The sequence below is a fragment of the Trueperaceae bacterium genome, from assembly GCA_023954415.1.
Taxonomy (GTDB): domain Bacteria; phylum Deinococcota; class Deinococci; order Deinococcales; family Trueperaceae; genus JAAYYF01.
The window spans coordinates 209,000-227,326 of sequence record JAMLIB010000005.1; the positions used below are offsets into that span (position 1 = coordinate 209,000).

Sequence of the window (18,327 nt, forward strand, 5' to 3'; positions counted from 1 at the left end):
GCGCCTACACCGCCGCACGCACGCAGCCGGCCGCGAGGTCGGCGGCGAGACGTCCCAGGTCCTCCCCGCGCCCCAGGGCGCTGACGATGGCCGAACCCACCACGACCCCATCCGCGAAGCGCGCTACGCGGGTGGCGCTCGCCCGGTTGGCGACGCCGAACCCGACGGCCACGGGGAGGTCCGTGACCGCCTTGGTGGCGGCCACCAGGTCGGCGACCTCGGCCGGCACGTCCGCGCGCGCGCCCGTGACGCCGGTGACGGACACGGCGTAGACGAAGCCGCGGCAGGCGGCCGTCACGAGCCGCAGGCGTTCGGGAGTCGAGGTCGGGGCCACCAGGAAGACCGTGTCGAGGTCGACCGCCCTGGCCACGGCTATCAGGTCCTGCCCCTCGTCCGGTGGCAGGTCGGGAAGGATGAGTCCGTCGGCGCCTGCGGCCTTGGCCGCGCGGACGAACGCCCCTTCGCCACCCGGGTAGCAGTAGATCGGGTTGTAGTAGCTCATGATCAGGATGGGCTTGCTCGTCCGCGCCCGCAGCTGCCCGACCAGGTCGAGCGTGCGCCTGCTGCTCGCGCCGGCGGCGAGCGCGGCCTCGCTGGCTCGTTGGATCACCGGGCCGTCACCGAGCGGGTCCGAGAACGGCAGTCCGAGCTCGAGGACGTCCGCGTAGCGCAGCACGGCCTCGGCCGCCGCCAGGCAACTCTCGTCGTCCGGGTACGAGGCGGTGAGGTAAGCGACGAAAGCGGCGCGCCCATCGGCGCGCGCTCGTGCGAAGGCGTCGGCTATTCGGCTCATGCCCCCACCTCCTGCCCACCGGCGACCCCGGGGGCTGCCCGCTCGCCCGCGGGAGCGGGTCCGGTCGGCTCCGCGGGCGCGCCGGAGCGAAGCCTGAGGACCTCGGCGACGTCCTTGTCGCCCCGTCCGGAAAGGCTAACGACCAGGACCTGCTCCTTGCCCATCGTCGGCGCCAGCCGGACGGCGTGGGCCACGGCGTGCGCGCTCTCGAGCGCGGGGACGATCCCTTCCGTGCGCGAGAGGAGCTCGAACGCGTCGAGCGCCTCGGCGTCCGTGACGGGCACGTACTCGGCGATGCCCTGCTCGGCGTAGTAGCTGTGCTCCGGCCCGACGCCCGGGTAGTCGAGGCCGGCCGACACGGAGTGGGGCGGGGAGATCTGCCCGTCGGCGTCGGACAGCAAGTACATGAGGGAGCCGTGGAGGACGCCGGTCTTGCCGCCCGAGATCGACGCGGCGTGCATGCCGCTGGTGACGCCGTGGCCGCCCGCCTCCACGCCCACGAGCCGGGGCCGGCGCTCGCGGAGGTAGGCGAACGGCGCGAAGATCCCGATGGCGTTGCTGCCGCCGCCGACGCACGCCACGATCGCGTCGGGCACGGCGCGCCCCTCGGCGGCCTCGAGCTGCGCGGCCACCTCCCGGCCGATCACGCTCTGGAAGTCCCTCACGAGCATCGGGTAGGGGTGCGGGCCCACGACGGAGCCGAGGATGTAGAACGTGTCCCTCACGTTGGTCACCCAGTCCCTGATGGCCTCGTTCGTCGCGTCCTTGAGGGTCTTGGTGCCGCTCGTCACCGGCACGACCTCGGCGCCGAGGAGCCGCATGCGGTAGACGTTCAGCGCCTGGCGGCGCACGTCCTCCTCGCCCATGTAGACGTGGCACTCCAGACCGTACAGGGCGGCCGCGGTGGCGGTGGCCACGCCGTGCTGGCCCGCGCCCGTCTCGGCGATGACCCGGCGCTTGCCCATGCGGCGCGCGAGGAGCGCCTGTCCGAGCGTGTTGTTGATCTTGTGCGCCCCCGTGTGGTTGAGGTCCTCGCGCTTGAGGTAGATGCGCGCACCGCCCAGGCGCTCGGTGAGGTTGCGTGCGAGGTAGAGCAGGCTCGGCCTGCCGACCTTGTCACGCAGGGCGGCGGCGTACTCGCCCATGAACTCCCCGTCCTGGCGCGCGGCCAGGTAGGCGGACTCCAGGGTGTCGAGCGCGGGGATCAGGGTCTCGGGCACGTAGCGGCCGCCGAAGCGTCCGAAGCGCCCGCGCGCGTCGGGTAACGGGAACCGCGTCGCGGACCCTGCGTCCCTCGGTGAGTCGCTGTTGATGGTCGTCTCCATACTGATTGACCTCCGGCACGAACGGGTGCCGTTGTTCGATGTGAGCTCTGCCTTGGACCTGGTCGTCAAGGGCTCGCGACTACCGCGAGCTTGGGCGCCGGTGCGGGGGGTCTCCTCGACCGGTGGCGAGCCGGTTGCCCGGCGCGGGGCGCTAAGCGCGCCAGCGCTGGTGGCGACGCTTGAAGGCGCGGGGGGTGCGCACACGCAGCCGGGGTCGCATGGGGCAGTGTACGTGCGGGGGTGCTCGGGGGCAAGGGCCGAACCCGCCGTCCCAGCAGGTCGCAGGCAAGAGATGGCCCATTGACGCTCGAGGACGTCATGGTCGAGACTTTGGTTCCCAAGGGAGAGGGAGCGTGCCCGAGGAGGCGGAAGTGAAGACCGAGCGTGAGCTGGACGGAACTGCGGATCGCCGGCCGGTCGTGTGGCCAACTGGAGGCTCGACGTGACGGAGCTGCTGCTGATCGGGGACTCGCCCGTGCTGCTGCTGCCGGACATGGGTGAGCCGCTTGGCGACCCGGGCGACGCCACTGCACTGATCGGCGAGGCGTTCGGATGCGGGGCCACCTGGGTGGCTTTGCCCTCCGTGCGGTTACGTGAGGACTTCCTCGAGCTGCGCACCCGGACGGCAGGGGAGTTCTTGCAGAAGTTCGTGACCTACGGAGTGAACATCGCCGTCATCGGCGACATAGCCGATCGGGTCACTGCCAGCGCGTCGCTCCGGGCCTTCGTCGAGGAGTCGAACCGGGGCGGCTCGGTGTGGTTCTTGCCCGATATGGCCGCTCTACGCAGTCGCCTGACCTGAGGGGTCCTCCGGGCTCAGGGTAGCGACCGGGACCCAGCGAACGCGGTCGACCCTTCGGGCTTGCGGCTACTGAGCGTGGAGCCAGGTGAGTTCCTCGGGCGAGAGCCGAGCCCCGCCACAGCCGTGCCGTTCTGGGTCGAACGCGGCGCGCAGTTCGCCGACGTCCAGCTCCGCAGGCCGGGCCATGACCCCGATGGTGCTCGCCAGGAGCCCCAGCACCCGCTCCGGTCGGACGCCGGCGTGCCTGAGCTCGTGAAGGGTGAGGGACCCGCGGCGCTTGGCCAGCCGCTCGCCGCCCGCGTCCACCAGGAGCCCGACGTGCGCGAAGGCGGGGGGCGGCGCTCCCAGCGCGGCGTAGAGCGCGAGCTGGGCTCCCGTGCTGGTGAGCAGGTCCGCGCCGCGCACGACCTCGGTGATGCCCATCGCGCCGTCGTCGACGACCACGGCCAGCTGGTAGGCCCAGAGCCCGTCGGAGCGGCGCACGACGAAGTGGCCGACGTCGCGCGGCAGGTCGAGGCGCACCCGGCCGGCGCACGCGTCGGTGAACTCGACCGCCGCCGCGGCCACCGCGAAGCGCCAGCTCGGTGAGGCGCCGGCCGTGGCCTTCTCACGCGCCAGCCCGGCGCTCAACGCCCTTTCCGCCTCGCCGTAGACGCGCTCGGCGCCGGCCGGCCGGCCGGCGCCGAACGGCTCGCCGGGCCGGTCGCCGCTCGGCGCGCCGTGCGGGGCGGAGGAGGCTTCGGCGATGTCCTTGCGCGACAAGTAGCAGGGGAAGACGGTGCCGGCAGCTTGCAGACGCTCGAAGGCGGCGGCGTACGCCGCCGAGCGCAGGCTCTGGAGGTAGGGGGCGTGCGCGCCGCCCACGTCGGGCCCCTCGTCCCAGTCGAGGCCCAGCCAGCGCAGCTCCTCGAGGTTGCCGAGCACCGCCTCCGGGCGCGTGCGCGGCCCGTCGAGGTCCTCGACGCGCATGACGAGCTCGCCGCCGAACGAGCGCGCCCGCAGCCACGCCAGGAGCGCGGTGCGGGCGTTGCCCAGATGGAGGTAGCCGGTGGGGGAGGGTGCGAACCGGCCGCGGTAACGGTCGGCCGCGGCCCGCGCGGTGCCGGGCCCGGCGGTGGTCCCTTCGCTCAGGCCTTGCCAGCCTTGCGCATGGCGCTCAGCATGGCGCTGCCCATGTCGGACGGCGTCGTCGCCACCACCACGCCTGCGGCCTCCAGCGCCGCGATCTTCTCGCCGGCCGTTCCCTTGCCGCCGGAGATGATCGCACCGGCGTGGCCCATGCGCTTGCCGGGAGGGGCGGTAGTGCCGGCGATGAACGAGGCGACCGGCTTGCGCATGTTCGCGCTGATCCAGGCGGCGGCGTCCTCTTCCGCGCTCCCGCCGATCTCGCCGATCATGATGACGCCCTCGGTCTCCGGGTCGGCGTTGAACAGCTCGAGCACGTCGATGAAGTTGGTGCCGTTCACGGGGTCGCCGCCGATGCCGACGGCCGTCGTCTGACCGAGACCGTTGTCGGTGAGCTGCTTGACGGCCTCGTAGGTGAGCGTGCCGGAGCGGCTCACGACGCCGATCTTCCCGCGCTGGTGGATGTAGCCGGGCATGATGCCGATCTTGCACTGGTGGGGCGTGATGACCCCTGGGCAGTTCGGGCCGACGAGTCGCACGCCGCGCCCACGCACGTACTCCTTGACCCTCACCATGTCGGCGATGGGGATGCCCTCGGTGATGGTCACGATGAGGGCGATGCCCGCCTCGGCCGCTTCCATGATGGCGTCGGCCGCGAACGGCGGCGGCACGAAGATGACGGTGGCGTTGGCGCCCGTCGCGAGGACGGCGTCCCTGACCGTGTCGAAGCTCGGGACGTTCACCTCGTACTCGTCGGGCCTGCCGGGCACGCCCGAGTGGTCGGTGTCGCCGGCGAAGCGCACGGACTGGCCGCCCTTGCCGGGCCGCACGGCGCCGACGACGTTGGTGCCGTACGCGATGGCCTTGTCCGTGTGGAACGTGCCGGCCTCGCCGAGGCCCTGCACGAGGAGGCGGGTGTGGGTACCTACGAGGACGCTCACTTCGCCCCTCCGGCGAGTTCCACGATCTTGCGGGCGCCGTCCTTCATGTCGGACGCGCTGACCACGTTGAGGCCGGACTCGTCGATGATCTTCTTGCCGAGCGCCACGTTCGTGCCTTCCAGCCTCACCACGAGCGGCACCTGCAGGCCGACCTGATGGACGGCCTCCACCACGCCGTTGGCGATGGTGTCGCACTTCATGATGCCACCGAAGATGTTGACGAAGATCCCCTTGACGTTGGGGTCGCGCGTGATGATCTTGAAGGCGGCCGTCACGTTCTCGGTGGTGGCACCGCCGCCGACGTCGAGGAAGTTGGCGGGCTCGCCACCGACCTGCTTGATGGTGTCCATCGTCGCCATGGCCAGGCCGGCGCCGTTGACGAGGCAGCCGATGCTCCCATCCAGCTTGATGAACGACAGGCCGAACTTGCTCGCCTCGACCTCCGCCGCGTCCTCCTCGCTGAGGTCGCGCATCTCCACGACGTCCTTGTGGCGGAAGAGCGCGTTGTTGTCGATGCTGAGCTTGCCGTCGAGCGCCATGACCCGACCGCTCTTCGTCACCACGAGCGGGTTGATCTCGACGAGGTCCGTATCGAGCTCCGTCGCGAGCGCGGAGAGGGACTTGAGGAAGCGCACGCCGTTGCGGTTGGCGTCGCCGGAGAGCCCCAGGGCGAACGCCAGGCGGCGGGCCTGGAAGTCCTGCAGGCCGACGCTCGGGTCGACGTCCTCCTTGAGGATCTTCTCGGGTGTGTGGGCGGCGACCTCCTCGATGTCCATGCCGCCCTCGGTAGAGGCCATCACGAGGTTGTGGCTCGTGGAACGATCGAGCACGACGGACAAGTAGAGCTCGCGCGCGATGTCGATGCCCTGCTCGATGTAGAGGCGGTTGACGCGCTTGCCCGCCGGACCGGTCTGCACGGTGACGAGGGTGGAGCCGAGCATGGCCTTGGCGAGCTCGCGCACGCGCTCCTCCGTGGCCTTGACGCCGCCCTCGATGCCGTTAGTGACGACGGTGACGCCCCCCAGGTCCGGATGCTCGACGAAGCGGCCCTTGCCGCGCCCGCCGGCGTGGATCTGCGACTTGACCACCACTACGGGGTTGCCGCTCGCTTCCACGATGGGTCGCACGGCGGCGACGGCCTCGTCGACGGTGTGAGCCACCCTGCCGATGGGCACCGCGATGCCGCGGCTCGCCATCAGCTCCTTGGCTTGGTACTCGTGGATCTTCAAGAACATCCCTCCATGGCTCCGGCCGCACGGCCGAAGCGCCGCAACAGGCTACCGCGCGAGGCACGAGCCGGCGGCGAGCGGCGATGACCATAAACGTACACCGCGTGGCCGGTTGCCCACGCTAGAGTCGTGGCATGGTCCGCACGGCGATCCTGAGCGTCAACCCCTCGCTACCCAACGAGCGGGCGGCCTCGGGCGAGCACGACGGCGTGGTCCAGGCGCTGCGGCAGGTCCTCAAGGACGGGCCGTTCATCGAGGTGGACTACCAGCAGGTGCCCGACGAGCAGGCCCTGATCCGCGCGAAGCTCAGGGTGTGGTGCGATCAGGGGAACATCGACCTCGTGCTCACCACGGGCGGCATCGGCCTCGGGCAACGCGACCGCACCCCCGAGGCGACGGCCGAGGTGATAGAGAGGCACGTGCCGGGCCTGCCGGAGGCGCTGCGGGCGGCGCTCCTCGACGCGCAGCCGCTGGCCGCCCTCTACCGCGCGCTCGCGGGCGTCAGGCGTGGCACGCTGATCGTCAACCTGCCGGGCACGCCCGAGTCCGCCTCCAAGGGGCTTGCCGCCGTCGTCACCGCCCTCGCGTTCGCCGTGGAGGAGATCCGGGGCGACGCGGTCGCGGAGGGCCCGATGCCGTCCGGCGTCGCTCTCGAACCGTCCGACGACGAGCTCCGGTCCCCAACCTGACCCGCTCACCACCGTGACCGTGCTAGCGTTCGCCATCTTCCTCGTCGCCTACGTCGTGGCCGCCCTCGGCGTCGTGCTCCCGGTGCTGCCGGGCGTGCCGATCGCCGCCGTAGGGGCGCTCGCGGCCGCGGCGATCATGGGTTTCGACCGCTTCGGCGTCAACGTCCTGATCCACGTCGGGCTCCTGGCCGTGCTCTCGCAGGTCGTCGACCTGGCCGGCACGTGGCTGGGGTCGAAGTACTACGGCGCCGGCAGGGCCGGCACGTGGGGCGGCATCATAGGCTCGTTCGTCGGCCTGCTCGCGTTCCCGCCGTGGGGGTTCCTGTTCGGCGCGCTGGTCGGCGCCGTCGTCGCCGAGTTGCTGATCGGACGCGAGTTGTACCCGGCCATACGCTCAGGCGTAGGTGCGTTCGTCGGCACCCTGGGCGGCACGGTCGCGAAGCTCGTAATAATGGTGGTCATCGGCGTGATCGTGTTCCCGAGGTTCTTCTCGGGCTGACGCGCCTCGAGGGAAGCGTCGCCGCGTGGACCACGTCGGCCCGCGGCGTTAGGAGTCGCATGGATCCGATCCTCATCCAGTTGGGCCCGCTCGCCATCCGGTGGTACGGGCTGCTCATCGCCCTCGGCGTGCTCGTCGGCTCCGGCCTGGCCCTCCGCCACGCGGAACGCCGCGGCCTCGACCCGGAGAAGCTGCTCGACATGGCCGTCTGGCTCGTCATCGCCGGGATAGTCGGTGCCCGCCTCGTCTACGTGCTCACGAGCCCGTCCGCGTTCTTCGGACCGGGCGGTAGTCCCATCGACGCCTTCAAGGTCTGGGAGGGCGGGATAAGCATCCACGGCGGGATCCTCGGCATCGTCCTCGCCACCTGGTGGTACTGCCGCGCGCACAAGCTCGACATGTGGGCGTACCTGGACGTCATGTCGCCCATCGCCGGTCTCGGCATCATCGGCGGGCGCATCGGGAACTTCATGAACGGCACCGATACGGGCGGGCGCCTCACGAACTGGCCCATCGGCTTCACGTGGCCGGAGCCGGGCACCGAGACCCTGGGGGCCTTCGGCCGCCTCGTGTTCGGCCGCGACCTTTGGAGCGCCTTCCCGGGCGTCTGCTCCGACGGCTCGTACATCCCGCTGTGGCAGTGTGCAGGCCAGATCGTGCGCGGGCCCGTGCATCTCACGCAGGTCTACGGCGTGGTCATAGGGGTGATCGTCCTCCTCGTCACCCTGTGGGCGCTCCGCCGGCGGCGTGCCTCCGGCTTCGTGTTCTGGCAGATGGTCCTCTGGTACTCCGTGCTCCGCTCCGTGCTCGAGGAGACCTTCCGCGACAACCCCCTCACCCTGAACGTCGTGCTCGCCGACGGGCTCGACAAGGCCGGTATCGGGCTCTTCACGATGACCCAGCTGGCTAGCGTGGTCATCATCGCCGTAGCGGTCTACATGCTGCTCCGGCTTCGCGGCACGCCGCCGACCCCCGTCGTCAGGGGCGCTGCCGGTCCCGGCGGGAAGGGTGCGGCCGCCAAGGCGCGCGCGCAGACCTCCCCGAAGCCGGCGGCCGGGCGGAAAGGCGGGGGGAAGTGACGGACGGGCGTACTTCCGGCCGGCCGCCGCTGGCCGTCGTGGTGCTGGCCGCGGGCGAGGGGAAGCGGATGCGCTCCAAGCTCCACAAGGTCTTGCATGAGGCGGCCGGCGCGCCGCTCTTGCGCCACATCCTCGACGCGACGACCCCCCTGGAGCCGAGCCGCACCGTCGTGGTGGTGGGCTTCTCGGGGGAGGCGGTCCGCGAGCGCTTCGAGGGCGCCGGGGTGACGTTCGTGACGCAGGACTTCTCGACCGGTTACGGCACCGGTCACGCTCTACGCGAGAGCCGCAAGGGGTTGGAAGGTTTCAGCGGCAACGTGCTCGTCCTCAACGGCGACGGACCGCTGCTGAGGAGCGAGACGTTGGCTGCCCTCGTCGCCCTGCTGGGCGGCGAGCGGGGCATGGCGCTCCTGACGTGCGTGACCGACGATCCGACCGGACTCGGGCGCATCGTGCGCGGCCCGGACGGCGAGCTGGACGCGATCGTCGAGGAGAAGGACGCGACGCCGGAGCAACGCGCCATCCACGAGATCAACCCCGGCGTCTACCTCTTCGACGACGACGTGTTCAGGCGCGCAGCCGAGCTGCGCAACGACAACGCGGCGGGCGAGTACTACATCACCGACCTGCCGCGAGGCTACCTGGCCGACGGTCTGAGGGTGCGCACGCTGCTCGCGGACGAGCGCGAGCTCCTGGGCGTCAACGACAGGCGGCAGCTCGCCGTCGCCGAGCGGCTGCTCAGGGAGCGCTACGTCGACGCGTGGCTGACTGCCGGCGTGACCATGCTCGACCCCGCGACCACCTATCTCGACGGCACGGTGGAGTTGGCCGCTGACGTCGTGCTGGAGCAGGGCGTGGCGCTGCGCGGCAGCACGCGGGTGGGGGAGGGCGCGCGCGTCGGCGCCTACTCGGTTCTCACGGACGCCGAGGTGCCCGCGGGCGCCTCCGTCCCGCCACACACGGTGAGGACCGGCCGGGACTGGTAGGGTAGTCGCGCGATGTCACTCCTCAACAAGCCCCCCGCGCTCCTCGCCCTCGAGGACGGCACCGTCTACTACGGCTACGCCTTCGGCGCCAACGGCAAGTCCGTCGGCGAGATCGTGTTCAACACCTCTATGACCGGTTACCAGGAGATCCTCACGGACCCCAGCTACCACGGTCAGATCGTGACGATGACGTACCCCCACATCGGCAACTACGGGGTGAGCGTCTACGACATGGAGTCGAACAGGCCGTACGCGCGCGGCTTCATCGTCAGGGAGTTCAGCCGGGTCGCGAGCAACCACCGCGCCAACCAGGACCTCCAGGCGTTCATGGAGCAGCACGGCATCGTCGGCATCGAGGGGATAGACACCCGCGCCCTGACGAGGCGGCTGCGCTCAGGCGGGGTCGTCAAGGGCGTCATCTATCACGGCCACACGGACGACGCACTCGAGGCGCAGCTCGTCCAGGAGGCCAAGGACCACGAGGACATCGACGGGCGCGACATGACGCCGGAGGTCACGACGCCCCTGCCGTACGCCCGTCCCACGTTCCAGGATCACCCGCGCGTCGTCCTCATCGACTTCGGCATCAAGCACTCCATCGTCTACAAGCTCGAGCAGTCCGGCGCGGAGGTCATCGTCGTGCCCGCCCAGACGACGCCGGCGCAGATCATGGCCCTCAACCCGTACGGCCTCGTGCTCTCCAACGGCCCCGGCGACCCGGGCGGCCCTAAGTACGCGCACGACACCGTATGGCAGCTCCTCGGGCTGTTGCCGACCTACGGCATCTGCCTCGGCCACCAGCTCCTCGGGCTCGCCGTCGGAGGCCGCACCCGTAAGCTGGCCTACGGCCACCACGGCGCCAACACGCCCGTCAAGAACCTTGTGACGGGGGAGGTCGAGATCACGAGCCAGAACCATAACTACGTGGTCGACATCGACTCCATCCCTGGCGGTCAGTTCGTCGCCACGCACGTGAACCTGAACGACGGCACCCTCGAGGGCATGGCGCACACCCGCTACCCCGTCTTCAGCATCCAGTACCACCCCGAGGCGAGCCCCGGACCGCACGACTCGTCCTACCTGTTCACGCGCTTCATCGAGGAAGTCAACCTGTTCGAGGGCGCAACGGCGCTCCCCGCAGCCTCACGCGCGGTCGCCCCGGCCGGCTGAGGCCCTTCCCTCGAGGGGCGGGTCTCAAGCCTTGGCGGGGAAGAGTTCGTCGCTGTCGAGCCAGATGGTCGTCGGCCCGGAGTTGACGAGCTCGACCGCCATCATGGCGCCGAACTCGCCCGTCGCCACCGTGACGCCAGCCTTGCGCAGCGCCGCCACGAACTCCAGGTAGAGCGGCTCGGCGACCTCGGGCCGCGCCGCCGTGCCGAAACCGGGGCGGTTGCCGTTGCGGGCGTCGCCGTAGAGGGTGAACTGGCTGATCACCAGGCAGGCGCCGCCGGCGGCCGCCAGGTCGAGGTTCATCTTGCCCGCTTCGTCCTCGAAGACGCGCAACTTCCTGACCTTTTCGGCCAGCCGCTTGGTCACCTCGGCGTCGTCGGAGTGGGTCACGCCCAGGAGCACGAGGAACCCGTGGCCGACCTCGCCGACCAGCCGCTCCGCCACGGTGACGCGTGCGCGTGAGACGCGTTGAACGAGGGCCCTCACGCCGGTTCGTGTTCGCCTTGCGTCGTCAACCCGGTCGCGGTGGCGTCGAGGACGGGCAGCTCGTTCCGGCCGACCTCCTGCAGGCGCTGGCGCAGCGCCCGCAACGCCGACCAGAGCGCGTCGCGCTCGGAGGCGTCCAGGTTGCCTAGCGTCTTGACCTGCAGCATCTCGAGCAGGTCAAGGCTGCGGCGCGCCGCCTTGCGGCCGGCCACCCCGTCCCTGCCGGCCAGGCGCAGCGGGCTGCTGTCGTCGCCCAGCGCCGCCTCGGCCGACGAGAGCAGCGCATGCACCAAGCCCATGAACCTGGTGCTGGCTGCCTCCTGCGCTTCCGCCTCTAGCGGGTCAAGCTCCGGTGCCGGGTCCGAGGCGCTCAGAACAGCCCGCCCTGCTCGGCAGTGTCGAGGTGGAAGGCGGGCTCTTTCGGGGGCAGGGCATCCAGCACGCGCTTGAGCTCCTTCATGTCGTTCCAGGTCACCCACTTGGGCGCGCCGCGCTCGCGGCTGGCGTTACGCAGCAGGTAGGCGGGGTGGAAGAGGGGGAAGACCTTCAGCCCGTGCCAGTCGTGCCATCTCCCGCGCGTCCTCGTTATCCCGTCGGTAGTGCGGAGGAAGTACTGCGTCGGCACGTTGCCGAGCGTCACGAGGATCTGCGGCCTGATGAGCCGGATCTGCTCCAGGATCACCCATTCGCTTGCCGCTACCTCGTCCGGTCGCGGGTTGCGGTTGCCGGGGGGGCGGAACTTGACGATGTTCGTGATGTAGACGGAACCCCGCTCGATGCCGACGGACGCGAGCACCTTGTCGAGCAACTGGCCGGCGCGGCCGACGAACGGCCGCCCCTCCAGGTCCTCGTCCTCCCCCGGCGCTTCGCCGACGAACATCGCCTGGGCGTCTGGGTCGCCTTCTCCGAACACGAGGTTGTCCGACAGGTCCGAGAGCGCGGGGGGCTTCTTCGCGGCCTCGCGCTCGAGCTCTGCAAGCGTCACGTGCTCCGTCATACCATGCGTGCTCGGGCCGCCTACCGGCGCTACTACCGTTCAGCCGGCTTCCAGGCCGCCGGCGGCGTCATCGCCCTGGGCGCCAGACGGGCCGCCTGCGCCCGCCAGGCTGGGGCGCATGCTCCGCGCCTCGCGCCTGACACGCGGCTCGAGTCCGATCATCAGGAAGAAGTTCTCGAGCGCGTTCTCACGCCCTTTGATCTCGGTATGCTCCGGCCTCTCCGAACCCGTGACGAACGGGAGGTCCTTGTATACGCGCAGCGCTTCCTCGGCCACCTCGTCCGGGCTCTTCACCTCGGCGAGCTGGCTGAGCTCCGCGTAGACGCCGCGCCGCGCCTCGGCGTGCTGGCGGAACGCTTCCGGGTCGTCCGTCTCGGGCGCCCGCAACAGGTCCTGCTTCGCGATGCGCCGGTAATGCTTGAGACCGCGGATGATCTCCTCCGAGCTGAGCACGACCTTGACGTCCATGTTCTCTCCTTCCGGGTCCGCTCGCCCACGCGTAAGCGGCGTGACCCTGGTATCCCCGGGCTCGTTGTGGTTGCCGGACCCCGACCGCACCGCTCGCCGCACGACGTTCGCGGGGCGGCCGGTCGGTGAGTTCACGGTTCAGGCCTCTAGGCTTCGCCGTGGGATCGGCGGCAGGTCGTTGGTGGTCGGCTCGCCTTCCGGGAGTCGGTAGCGCGCCCGACCCCCCCGTCCCTCCCGGCCTTCGAGGAGTTGGCCGTCGTAGCGCGTCAGGAGGTCGAGCTCCTCGGCGTCCGACCGGTAGCCGCATGCCGGACACTCGAGCTCCTCGAAGCCCTCGCTGTAGACGTAAGTGATGGTGTCCACCGCGCCGCAACTCGGGCACGGAACCCCTTCGTGATGACCTTCAGCGTCCATCCTCAACCCCGGGCCTGGACGGGTCGACTAGGTCTCATGCCGCTAAGCATATCCCAGCGGCCGGGGACGTTCGTCGCGCCGGGCGCTCATGCGACCCGTCCGCTCCGGCCGCGCCCGCCGTCGTTCGCCACGCCGGCCGCCGCCATCGCCCGCAGCTCCAGCGCGTGCTTCATGGACGTGTCCGTCAGCGTCCCGGAGAGGAGGCGCGCGAGCTCCGCGGTGCGCTCCTCCTCGCCCAGGAGCGCCACGCGCGCCACGGTCCGGTCGTCGACCGTGTGCTTCTCGACCTTGAAGTGGGCGTCCGCGAACGCCGCGACCTGGGCCAGATGGGTGACGACGATCACCTGCCGCGAGGCGGCCAGACGGGCCAGGAGCGCCCCGACACGGTTCGCGGTCTCGCCACCCACCCCCGCGTCGACCTCGTCGAAGACCAGGGTCGGCAGGTCGGAGCCGGTGACGAGGTGCAGCGCGAGCATGATGCGGGAGAGCTCGCCGCCGGAAGCGACCTCGTGCACGGCCCGAGCCGGTTCGCCCGGGTTGGCGCCGAACTCGAAAGCCACGTCGTCGGAGCCGGTACGCGTGCGCCTGGCGGCCCGGGCGAGCGCCACGCCGAAGCGCGCCTGAGGCAGACCGAGCTGGTGCAGCAGCGGCAGCACCTGCTCAGTGAGCGTACGCGCGGCCGAGCGCCTGGCCGCCGTGAGGCGTTCGCCGAGCGCGTCCAGCTCCGCCTCCAGGCTCGCCAGGCGCTCGGTGAGGAGCCCGATCTCCTCGTCCGCCCCTTCCAGACCCGCCGCCTCGGTCAGCGCGAAGTCGCGGTAGGCGATGACGTCGCCAAGGTCGGGGCCGTACTTGCGCTTGAGCGCGTCGAGGGCGGCGAGGCGGGCCTGTACCAGGTCGAGACGGTTGGGGTCGGCCTGGAAGTCGGCGAGGAAGCCTTCCACCTCGCCGCTCACGGCGCCCAGGCCGGAGACGAGCTCCCTGAGGTCGCCTGCCAGGGCGGCGAGCGGGGGAGAGTAGCGACCGGCGCTCTCCAGCTCGCGTAGGGCTTCCGCGGCGAGCGTGAGCGCACTGACCTCGTCGCCCCCGAGCGCCTGCAAGGCCCTGCCGCCGCCGGCGACTATCCGCTCGGCGTGACGCAGTGTGGTGAGCTCGGCCTCCAGCTCCTCGTCCTCGCCGGCGCGCGGCTTGGCCCCGTCGATCTCGCTCAGCTCGAAGCGCAGGCCATCGAGCCGCCGGGAGCGCTCGCGCTCCGAGTCGCGCAGCGCTCCGAGGCGCGCAGCGACGGCCTGCGCCTCGGCGAAGAGCTCCCTGTGGCGGCTCAGATCGGCGCACGCCTCGGGCGCCAGGAGGCGGTCGAGCTGGCTCAGCTGGGTCGCGGGCGCGAGGAGCTGATGGGCCGAATGCTGACCGTAGACCCGGAGAGCGCCGCCGACGGCCTCGCTCAGCTCCGCGACGGTGACGAGCTCGCCGTCCAGCCGCGCGGCGTGCCGCCCGTTGAGGGCCACGCGCCGCCCGGCCGATTCGAACCCGGCGTCCGCGAACGTGCCCTGCACCAGCGCGCTCTGCGCGCCGGCCCGGACCATGGCGAGGTCGGGGCGACCGCCGCCGAGGAGCTCTAGGGCGTCGACGACGATCGACTTGCCCGCGCCCGTCTCGCCCGTGAGCACGTTGAGACCAGCGTGGAGCTCCATCGCCAGCTGGTCCACGATCGCGAAGTCACGCAGTTCCAGCGTGCGCAGCACGTCACCAAGTATAGGGAACGGGGCGCCGTGGGGCCCCATGCGTCGGGGTCGCGGCCTAGGCCCGCTCGGTCGGCGACGGCATGCGGCGGCGCGGCCGGCGGAGTCACCCGGCCGCGCGGGGGTGGTCGCGCGGCCTCTCGACCACTGGAAGGTCTCCACGAGACGCAGTTCCGGGCACGCCCTGGTGCTCGCCCCCTCGGTAGACTCGCCTCGTGCCAACGGAACCGGATCGCGCCGGCGGCCCCTTGGAACGCGTCACCTGGGTCGAGTGCCCGCGCGACGCCTGGCAGGGCCTGCCCGTCGCGCCGTCCACTCCGGACAAGGTGGGCCACCTTCGTGACCTGCTGGCGGCGGGGTTCGACCACCTGGACCTCGGTTCGTTCGTCTCCCCCAGGGCGGTGCCGCATCTGGCCGACACGGAGGCGGTGCTCGCCGCCCTCGAAGCTCCGGGCACGGCCGACCTCCTATGCATCGTGGGGAACGCCAGGGGCTTGGAGCGGGCGAAGCTGGCCGCCGGCGTCAGCAGCGTCGGTTACCCGCTGGCGGTCAGCGACACGTTCCAGCGCCGCAACGTCGGCACTTCGGTGGCCGAGGCCTGGGAGGTGGTGGGGGAGCTGCTCGCCGGGGCCGAGAAGGCGGGCATCGACGTGGTCGTCTACGTCTCTATGGGCTTCGGCAACCCCTACGGGGACCCGTGGGACCCTGAGGTCACGGCCGCGGCCGTCGCGCGGGCCAGGGCCATGGGGGTCAGGCGCGTGGCGTTGGCCGACACCCTGGGCGACGCGGACGCCGAGGCGGTCGGCGCGGTGTTGAGCGCCGTCGACCGGCCGCAGGAACTGGGTCTGCACTTGCATTCACGGCCACGCGCCTGGGCCGCCAAGGTCGAGGTCGCCTTGACCAACGGTGTCAGGTGGTTCGAGGGCGCGCTCGCCGGGGTAGGCGGCTGCCCGTTCGCGGCCGACGAGCTCGTGGGCAACCTGCCGACCGAGTCGGTCCTGCCGTGGCTCGTCGACCAGGGGTTCGCGGTGGCCCCCGACCTCACCCGCCTCGCGCGCCTGGCGCGGGACGCCAGGCGCCTCGCGGGCCTCGCCGACGCGTAGCGCGGTCCTCACGCTGGCGCGGCCGACCCGGCCCTTAGCGCAGCCGGTCGAGCTCCTCACCGACTGCCCGTAGGACGCGCTCTCTCACCTGCTCGACCGTGCCGGGCACCGTCGCGCCGGCCGCCGCCACGTGACCGCCGCCGCCGAGCGCGAGGCAGATGCGCTGCGCCGAGGCCCCGGCCCGCGTACGGACGCTCACCTTGACGACGTCGCCCCGCTCCTTCAGGAGCGCGGCGACCTTGGTGCCCTCCGCGTACCTGATGACGCCAACGAAGTCGTCCGAGTCGTCGTCTGCCTCCCCGCTGCCGCGCCGCATCTCGCTCGTCAGTTCCGCATGGACGAACTGGCCGCCGAAGTCGAACGTCACGGTCGACATCACGCGCCCGAGGAGCGCGAAGTAGCCGGGCGTGCGCCACTGCAGCCTGTCCGTGAGTGCGGGGTAGTCGACGCCTGCCTCGATGAGCTGCCCCGCGGTCGTCAGCGCCTCGCGGTCGGTGTTGCCGAACCGGAAGTTGCCCGTGTCGGTGAGGATGCCGGCCAGGCACGCGGTGGCCAATACGCCCGTCCACGGCACGCCGAGGGCGTCGACGAGCTCCTTGATGATTATCGCCGTCGCCGCCTTGCCCGGCTCGACGACGGCCAGGTCACCGAACCGGGAGTTGGTGCCGTGATGGTCGATGTTGAACACGACCGCTGCGCCTTGCGCCGGCGCACCCGCCATGCGCCCGAGCTCGCCCGCGTCCAGAACGAAGAGGAGCGTGTCGGGCGCGAAGGACGCTAGTGGCGTCGTCAGCTCGCCGTCCTCGGCCAGGAAGGCCAGGTACGAGGGCGGTGCCAGGGGGACGGTAACGCACTTGTCGAGCGCTCGGAGCGCGCGCGCGAGCGTCAGGCTACTGCCAAGCGCGTCTCCGTCGGGGTCCACATGGGCGGTCACGACGATGGGACCGTCCCACGCGCGCGCGCGCGCAGCCATCTCCGCGAGGACCTGGCGGTATCCGGGGTCGCCGCGGTTGTCAAGAAAATGCGACATGCGAGCCATGATACGCAGGCGAGCCTTCTGGCCCGCATAATGGGCACATGCCGCCAGAAGAGGGTCGCGAGGCTCAGGAGCAGTCCGTCAACCAAGCTAGCGCGCCGGACGCCGAGCCTGTGGCCGGGTTCGCCGGTCAGCAGGAGCCGGCCGGGGAGCACGCGCTCCCTACGGAGCACGGGTTCCCGAACGAGCCCCTGCTCGTCCTGCAGCCCACCCAGCCCCGCCCGGGCCTCGGCCTGAGGCGCGTCAGGGCCTTCACATGGCTGCTCCTCGCCCTGCTGGCACTCACCGCCGTGCTCGGCAGCCAGTTGCGGCCGGAACCGCGCCTCGCGCACGTCGCCGGCACCCCGCCGGCCATCGAGGCCCCCACGGGCGCCCTGCTCACGGCTTACGAGAACACCCGCGGCGCTACGGTGCGCATCGAGGCGCGCTGCATAGCGAACCCCCGTGCCGTTCTCGGGATCGGGACCGGCTTCTTCGTGACGGAGGATGGCATCCTCCTCACCGCCCACCACGTGGTCTCCGCCGCCTCCGAAGGGTCGTGCCGCGCGAAGCTCGTCGCCGTGACCACGGACAGGTTGGAGTTCGACGTCCACGTCATCGGGTTCGACGCCTACATGGACCTGGCGGCGCTGCAAGCGGACGTCACCACCCTCGTCCCCTACATCCCCCTCGCCACGCGGCTGCCCAGCCCCGGCACGGGCGTCGTGGCCATCGGCAACAGCCGCAACGACTTCATGGGCGCCAGGTCGGGGCGCGTCACGCGGCTCGGCGTGAGGGCGGGCCGCGCCGACTTCGCCGACGACACCATCGAGCTCACCAACTCCCTCGCGCCTGGCGACTCGGGCGGCCCGGTCGTCAACGCGCGCGGCGAGGCGGTCGGCGTCGTGAGCTACATAAGCTTCAACCCCAGCGCCATGAGCTCGCAGGGCTTCGTGCCGCCGTTCCTCCAGGGGCTCGCGATCAACCGGGACTTCGCCGGCTACGCCATCCCGTTGACGCGTACGAGCGAGCTCGTGGAGGGGGTGCTCGCCGGCGGCAAGCGTGACGTGCCCGTCATCGGGTTCTCGTGGGCGCAGGGGCTCGATTACGATCCGCGCACCAGCCCCCACTACCTGGGCGCCCGGCCCGGACCCATCGTCAGCGAGGTCGCCCCGGGCGGACCGGCCGCCAAGGCCGGCCTGCGGTCGTTGAGCCAGGAGAGCGTCGTGGCCGCCGACGGCACGGTCAGCGTCACCCCGGTCGCGGACGTGATCGTGGCGGTAGACGGCACCCCGACCCCGACGTTCGCGGACCTGCTGGCGGTAGTGCGCGGCAAGAACATCGGCGACGTCGTGACCTTGACGGTGCAGCGCGGCAACGCGACGTTCAGGGTCGAGTTGACGCTCGGCGCGCGCACGTCCGTGTTCGCGGGTAACTGAGTTCGTGACCCTAAGGGGCTTGGCGAGT

General features: G+C 71.2%; 20 protein-coding genes. 8 read left to right on the plus strand and 12 right to left on the minus strand.

Features of this window, described 5'->3' with window-relative positions; all coding sequences use genetic code 11:
- Window positions 1-4: 4 nt before the first annotated feature.
- Window positions 5-793, minus strand: coding sequence for a tryptophan synthase subunit alpha (gene trpA, locus M9914_08090; protein ID MCO5174138.1), 789 nt, complete (start codon window positions 791-793; stop codon window positions 5-7).
- Window positions 790-2,118, minus strand: coding sequence for a tryptophan synthase subunit beta (trpB, locus tag M9914_08095; GenBank protein MCO5174139.1), 1,329 nt, complete (start codon window positions 2,116-2,118; stop codon window positions 790-792). Before trpB ends, trpA begins: the two co-directional genes overlap by 4 nt.
- A 442-nt stretch (window positions 2,119-2,560) precedes the next feature.
- Here trpB and M9914_08100 point away from each other — a divergent pair, with 442 nt between their 5' ends.
- Window positions 2,561-2,920, plus strand: coding sequence for a DUF4180 domain-containing protein (locus M9914_08100; GenBank protein ID MCO5174140.1), 360 nt, complete (start codon window positions 2,561-2,563; stop codon window positions 2,918-2,920).
- 66 nt (window positions 2,921-2,986) lie between these two features.
- Here M9914_08100 and gluQRS read toward each other — a convergent pair whose 3' ends face one another.
- The 3 genes from gluQRS to sucC are packed head-to-tail and all read right to left on the minus strand — an operon-like array spanning window position 2,987 to window position 6,215.
- Window positions 2,987-4,051: a tRNA glutamyl-Q(34) synthetase GluQRS gene (gene gluQRS / locus M9914_08105; GenBank protein ID MCO5174141.1), complete on the minus strand. Its 1,065-nt coding sequence runs from the start codon at window positions 4,049-4,051 to the stop codon at window positions 2,987-2,989.
- Entirely contained in the window at window positions 4,048-4,986 is a 939-nt protein-coding gene (sucD, locus tag M9914_08110; protein ID MCO5174142.1) for a succinate--CoA ligase subunit alpha, read from the minus strand. Before sucD ends, gluQRS begins: the two co-directional genes overlap by 4 nt.
- Window positions 4,983-6,215: an ADP-forming succinate--CoA ligase subunit beta gene (gene sucC / locus M9914_08115; GenBank protein ID MCO5174143.1), complete on the minus strand. Its 1,233-nt coding sequence runs from the start codon at window positions 6,213-6,215 to the stop codon at window positions 4,983-4,985. The genes sucD and sucC overlap by 4 nt, the downstream gene beginning before the upstream one ends.
- 134 nt (window positions 6,216-6,349) lie before the next feature.
- Here sucC and M9914_08120 point away from each other — a divergent pair, with 134 nt between their 5' ends.
- From M9914_08120 to carA, 5 genes are read left to right on the plus strand one after another with little or no spacing between them, the layout of a single operon-like run.
- Entirely contained in the window at window positions 6,350-6,904 is a 555-nt protein-coding gene (locus M9914_08120; protein ID MCO5174144.1) for a MogA/MoaB family molybdenum cofactor biosynthesis protein, read from the plus strand.
- A 13-nt stretch (window positions 6,905-6,917) separates the two neighbouring features.
- The gene (locus M9914_08125; GenBank protein ID MCO5174145.1) at window positions 6,918-7,403 is read left to right on the plus strand and encodes a DUF456 family protein; all 486 of its coding nucleotides are present in this window, start codon (window positions 6,918-6,920) and stop codon (window positions 7,401-7,403) included.
- Window positions 7,404-7,462: 59 nt separating this feature from the next.
- Window positions 7,463-8,482, plus strand: coding sequence for a prolipoprotein diacylglyceryl transferase (gene lgt, locus M9914_08130; GenBank protein ID MCO5174146.1), 1,020 nt, complete (start codon window positions 7,463-7,465; stop codon window positions 8,480-8,482).
- On the plus strand, window positions 8,479-9,468 hold the full coding sequence (locus M9914_08135; GenBank protein MCO5174147.1) for an NTP transferase domain-containing protein: 990 nt from the start codon (window positions 8,479-8,481) through the stop codon (window positions 9,466-9,468). Before lgt ends, M9914_08135 begins: the two co-directional genes overlap by 4 nt.
- Before the next feature lie 12 nt (window positions 9,469-9,480).
- Complete coding sequence (gene carA / locus M9914_08140; GenBank protein ID MCO5174148.1) at window positions 9,481-10,638, plus strand: glutamine-hydrolyzing carbamoyl-phosphate synthase small subunit; 1,158 nt, start codon at window positions 9,481-9,483, stop codon at window positions 10,636-10,638.
- 24 nt (window positions 10,639-10,662) lie between these two features.
- Here the strand turns inward: carA and dtd are convergent, their stop codons facing one another.
- The 6 genes from dtd to M9914_08170 form a co-directional block, all read right to left on the minus strand.
- Window positions 10,663-11,124, minus strand: a complete 462-nt coding sequence (gene dtd / locus M9914_08145; protein ID MCO5174149.1) for a D-aminoacyl-tRNA deacylase — start codon at window positions 11,122-11,124, stop codon at window positions 10,663-10,665.
- Window positions 11,121-11,423, minus strand: coding sequence for a DUF1844 domain-containing protein (locus M9914_08150; GenBank protein MCO5174150.1), 303 nt, complete (start codon window positions 11,421-11,423; stop codon window positions 11,121-11,123). Before M9914_08150 ends, dtd begins: the two co-directional genes overlap by 4 nt.
- A 71-nt stretch (window positions 11,424-11,494) precedes the next feature.
- Window positions 11,495-12,109 (minus strand): uracil-DNA glycosylase, encoded by a 615-nt coding sequence (locus tag M9914_08155; GenBank protein MCO5174151.1) that lies wholly within the window; start codon window positions 12,107-12,109, stop codon window positions 11,495-11,497.
- A 51-nt stretch (window positions 12,110-12,160) separates the two neighbouring features.
- On the minus strand, window positions 12,161-12,589 hold the full coding sequence (locus M9914_08160) for a hypothetical protein (GenBank protein ID MCO5174152.1): 429 nt from the start codon (window positions 12,587-12,589) through the stop codon (window positions 12,161-12,163).
- Between the two features lie 138 nt (window positions 12,590-12,727).
- Window positions 12,728-12,952, minus strand: coding sequence for a hypothetical protein (locus M9914_08165; GenBank protein ID MCO5174153.1), 225 nt, complete (start codon window positions 12,950-12,952; stop codon window positions 12,728-12,730).
- Between the two features lie 137 nt (window positions 12,953-13,089).
- Window positions 13,090-14,745, minus strand: a complete 1,656-nt coding sequence (locus M9914_08170; GenBank protein ID MCO5174154.1) for a DNA repair protein RecN — start codon at window positions 14,743-14,745, stop codon at window positions 13,090-13,092.
- Between the two features lie 212 nt (window positions 14,746-14,957).
- On the opposite strand from M9914_08170, the gene M9914_08175 reads away from it, so the two are divergent.
- Entirely contained in the window at window positions 14,958-15,845 is an 888-nt protein-coding gene (locus M9914_08175; GenBank protein ID MCO5174155.1) for a hydroxymethylglutaryl-CoA lyase, read from the plus strand.
- 34 nt (window positions 15,846-15,879) lie between these two features.
- Here the strand turns inward: M9914_08175 and M9914_08180 are convergent, their stop codons facing one another.
- Window positions 15,880-16,875, minus strand: a complete 996-nt coding sequence (locus M9914_08180; GenBank protein ID MCO5174156.1) for a DHH family phosphoesterase — start codon at window positions 16,873-16,875, stop codon at window positions 15,880-15,882.
- A gap of 47 nt (window positions 16,876-16,922) precedes the next feature.
- Here M9914_08180 and M9914_08185 point away from each other — a divergent pair, with 47 nt between their 5' ends.
- Entirely contained in the window at window positions 16,923-18,299 is a 1,377-nt protein-coding gene (locus tag M9914_08185) for a S1C family serine protease (protein MCO5174157.1), read from the plus strand.
- The last annotated feature ends 28 nt before the right edge of the window (window positions 18,300-18,327 follow it).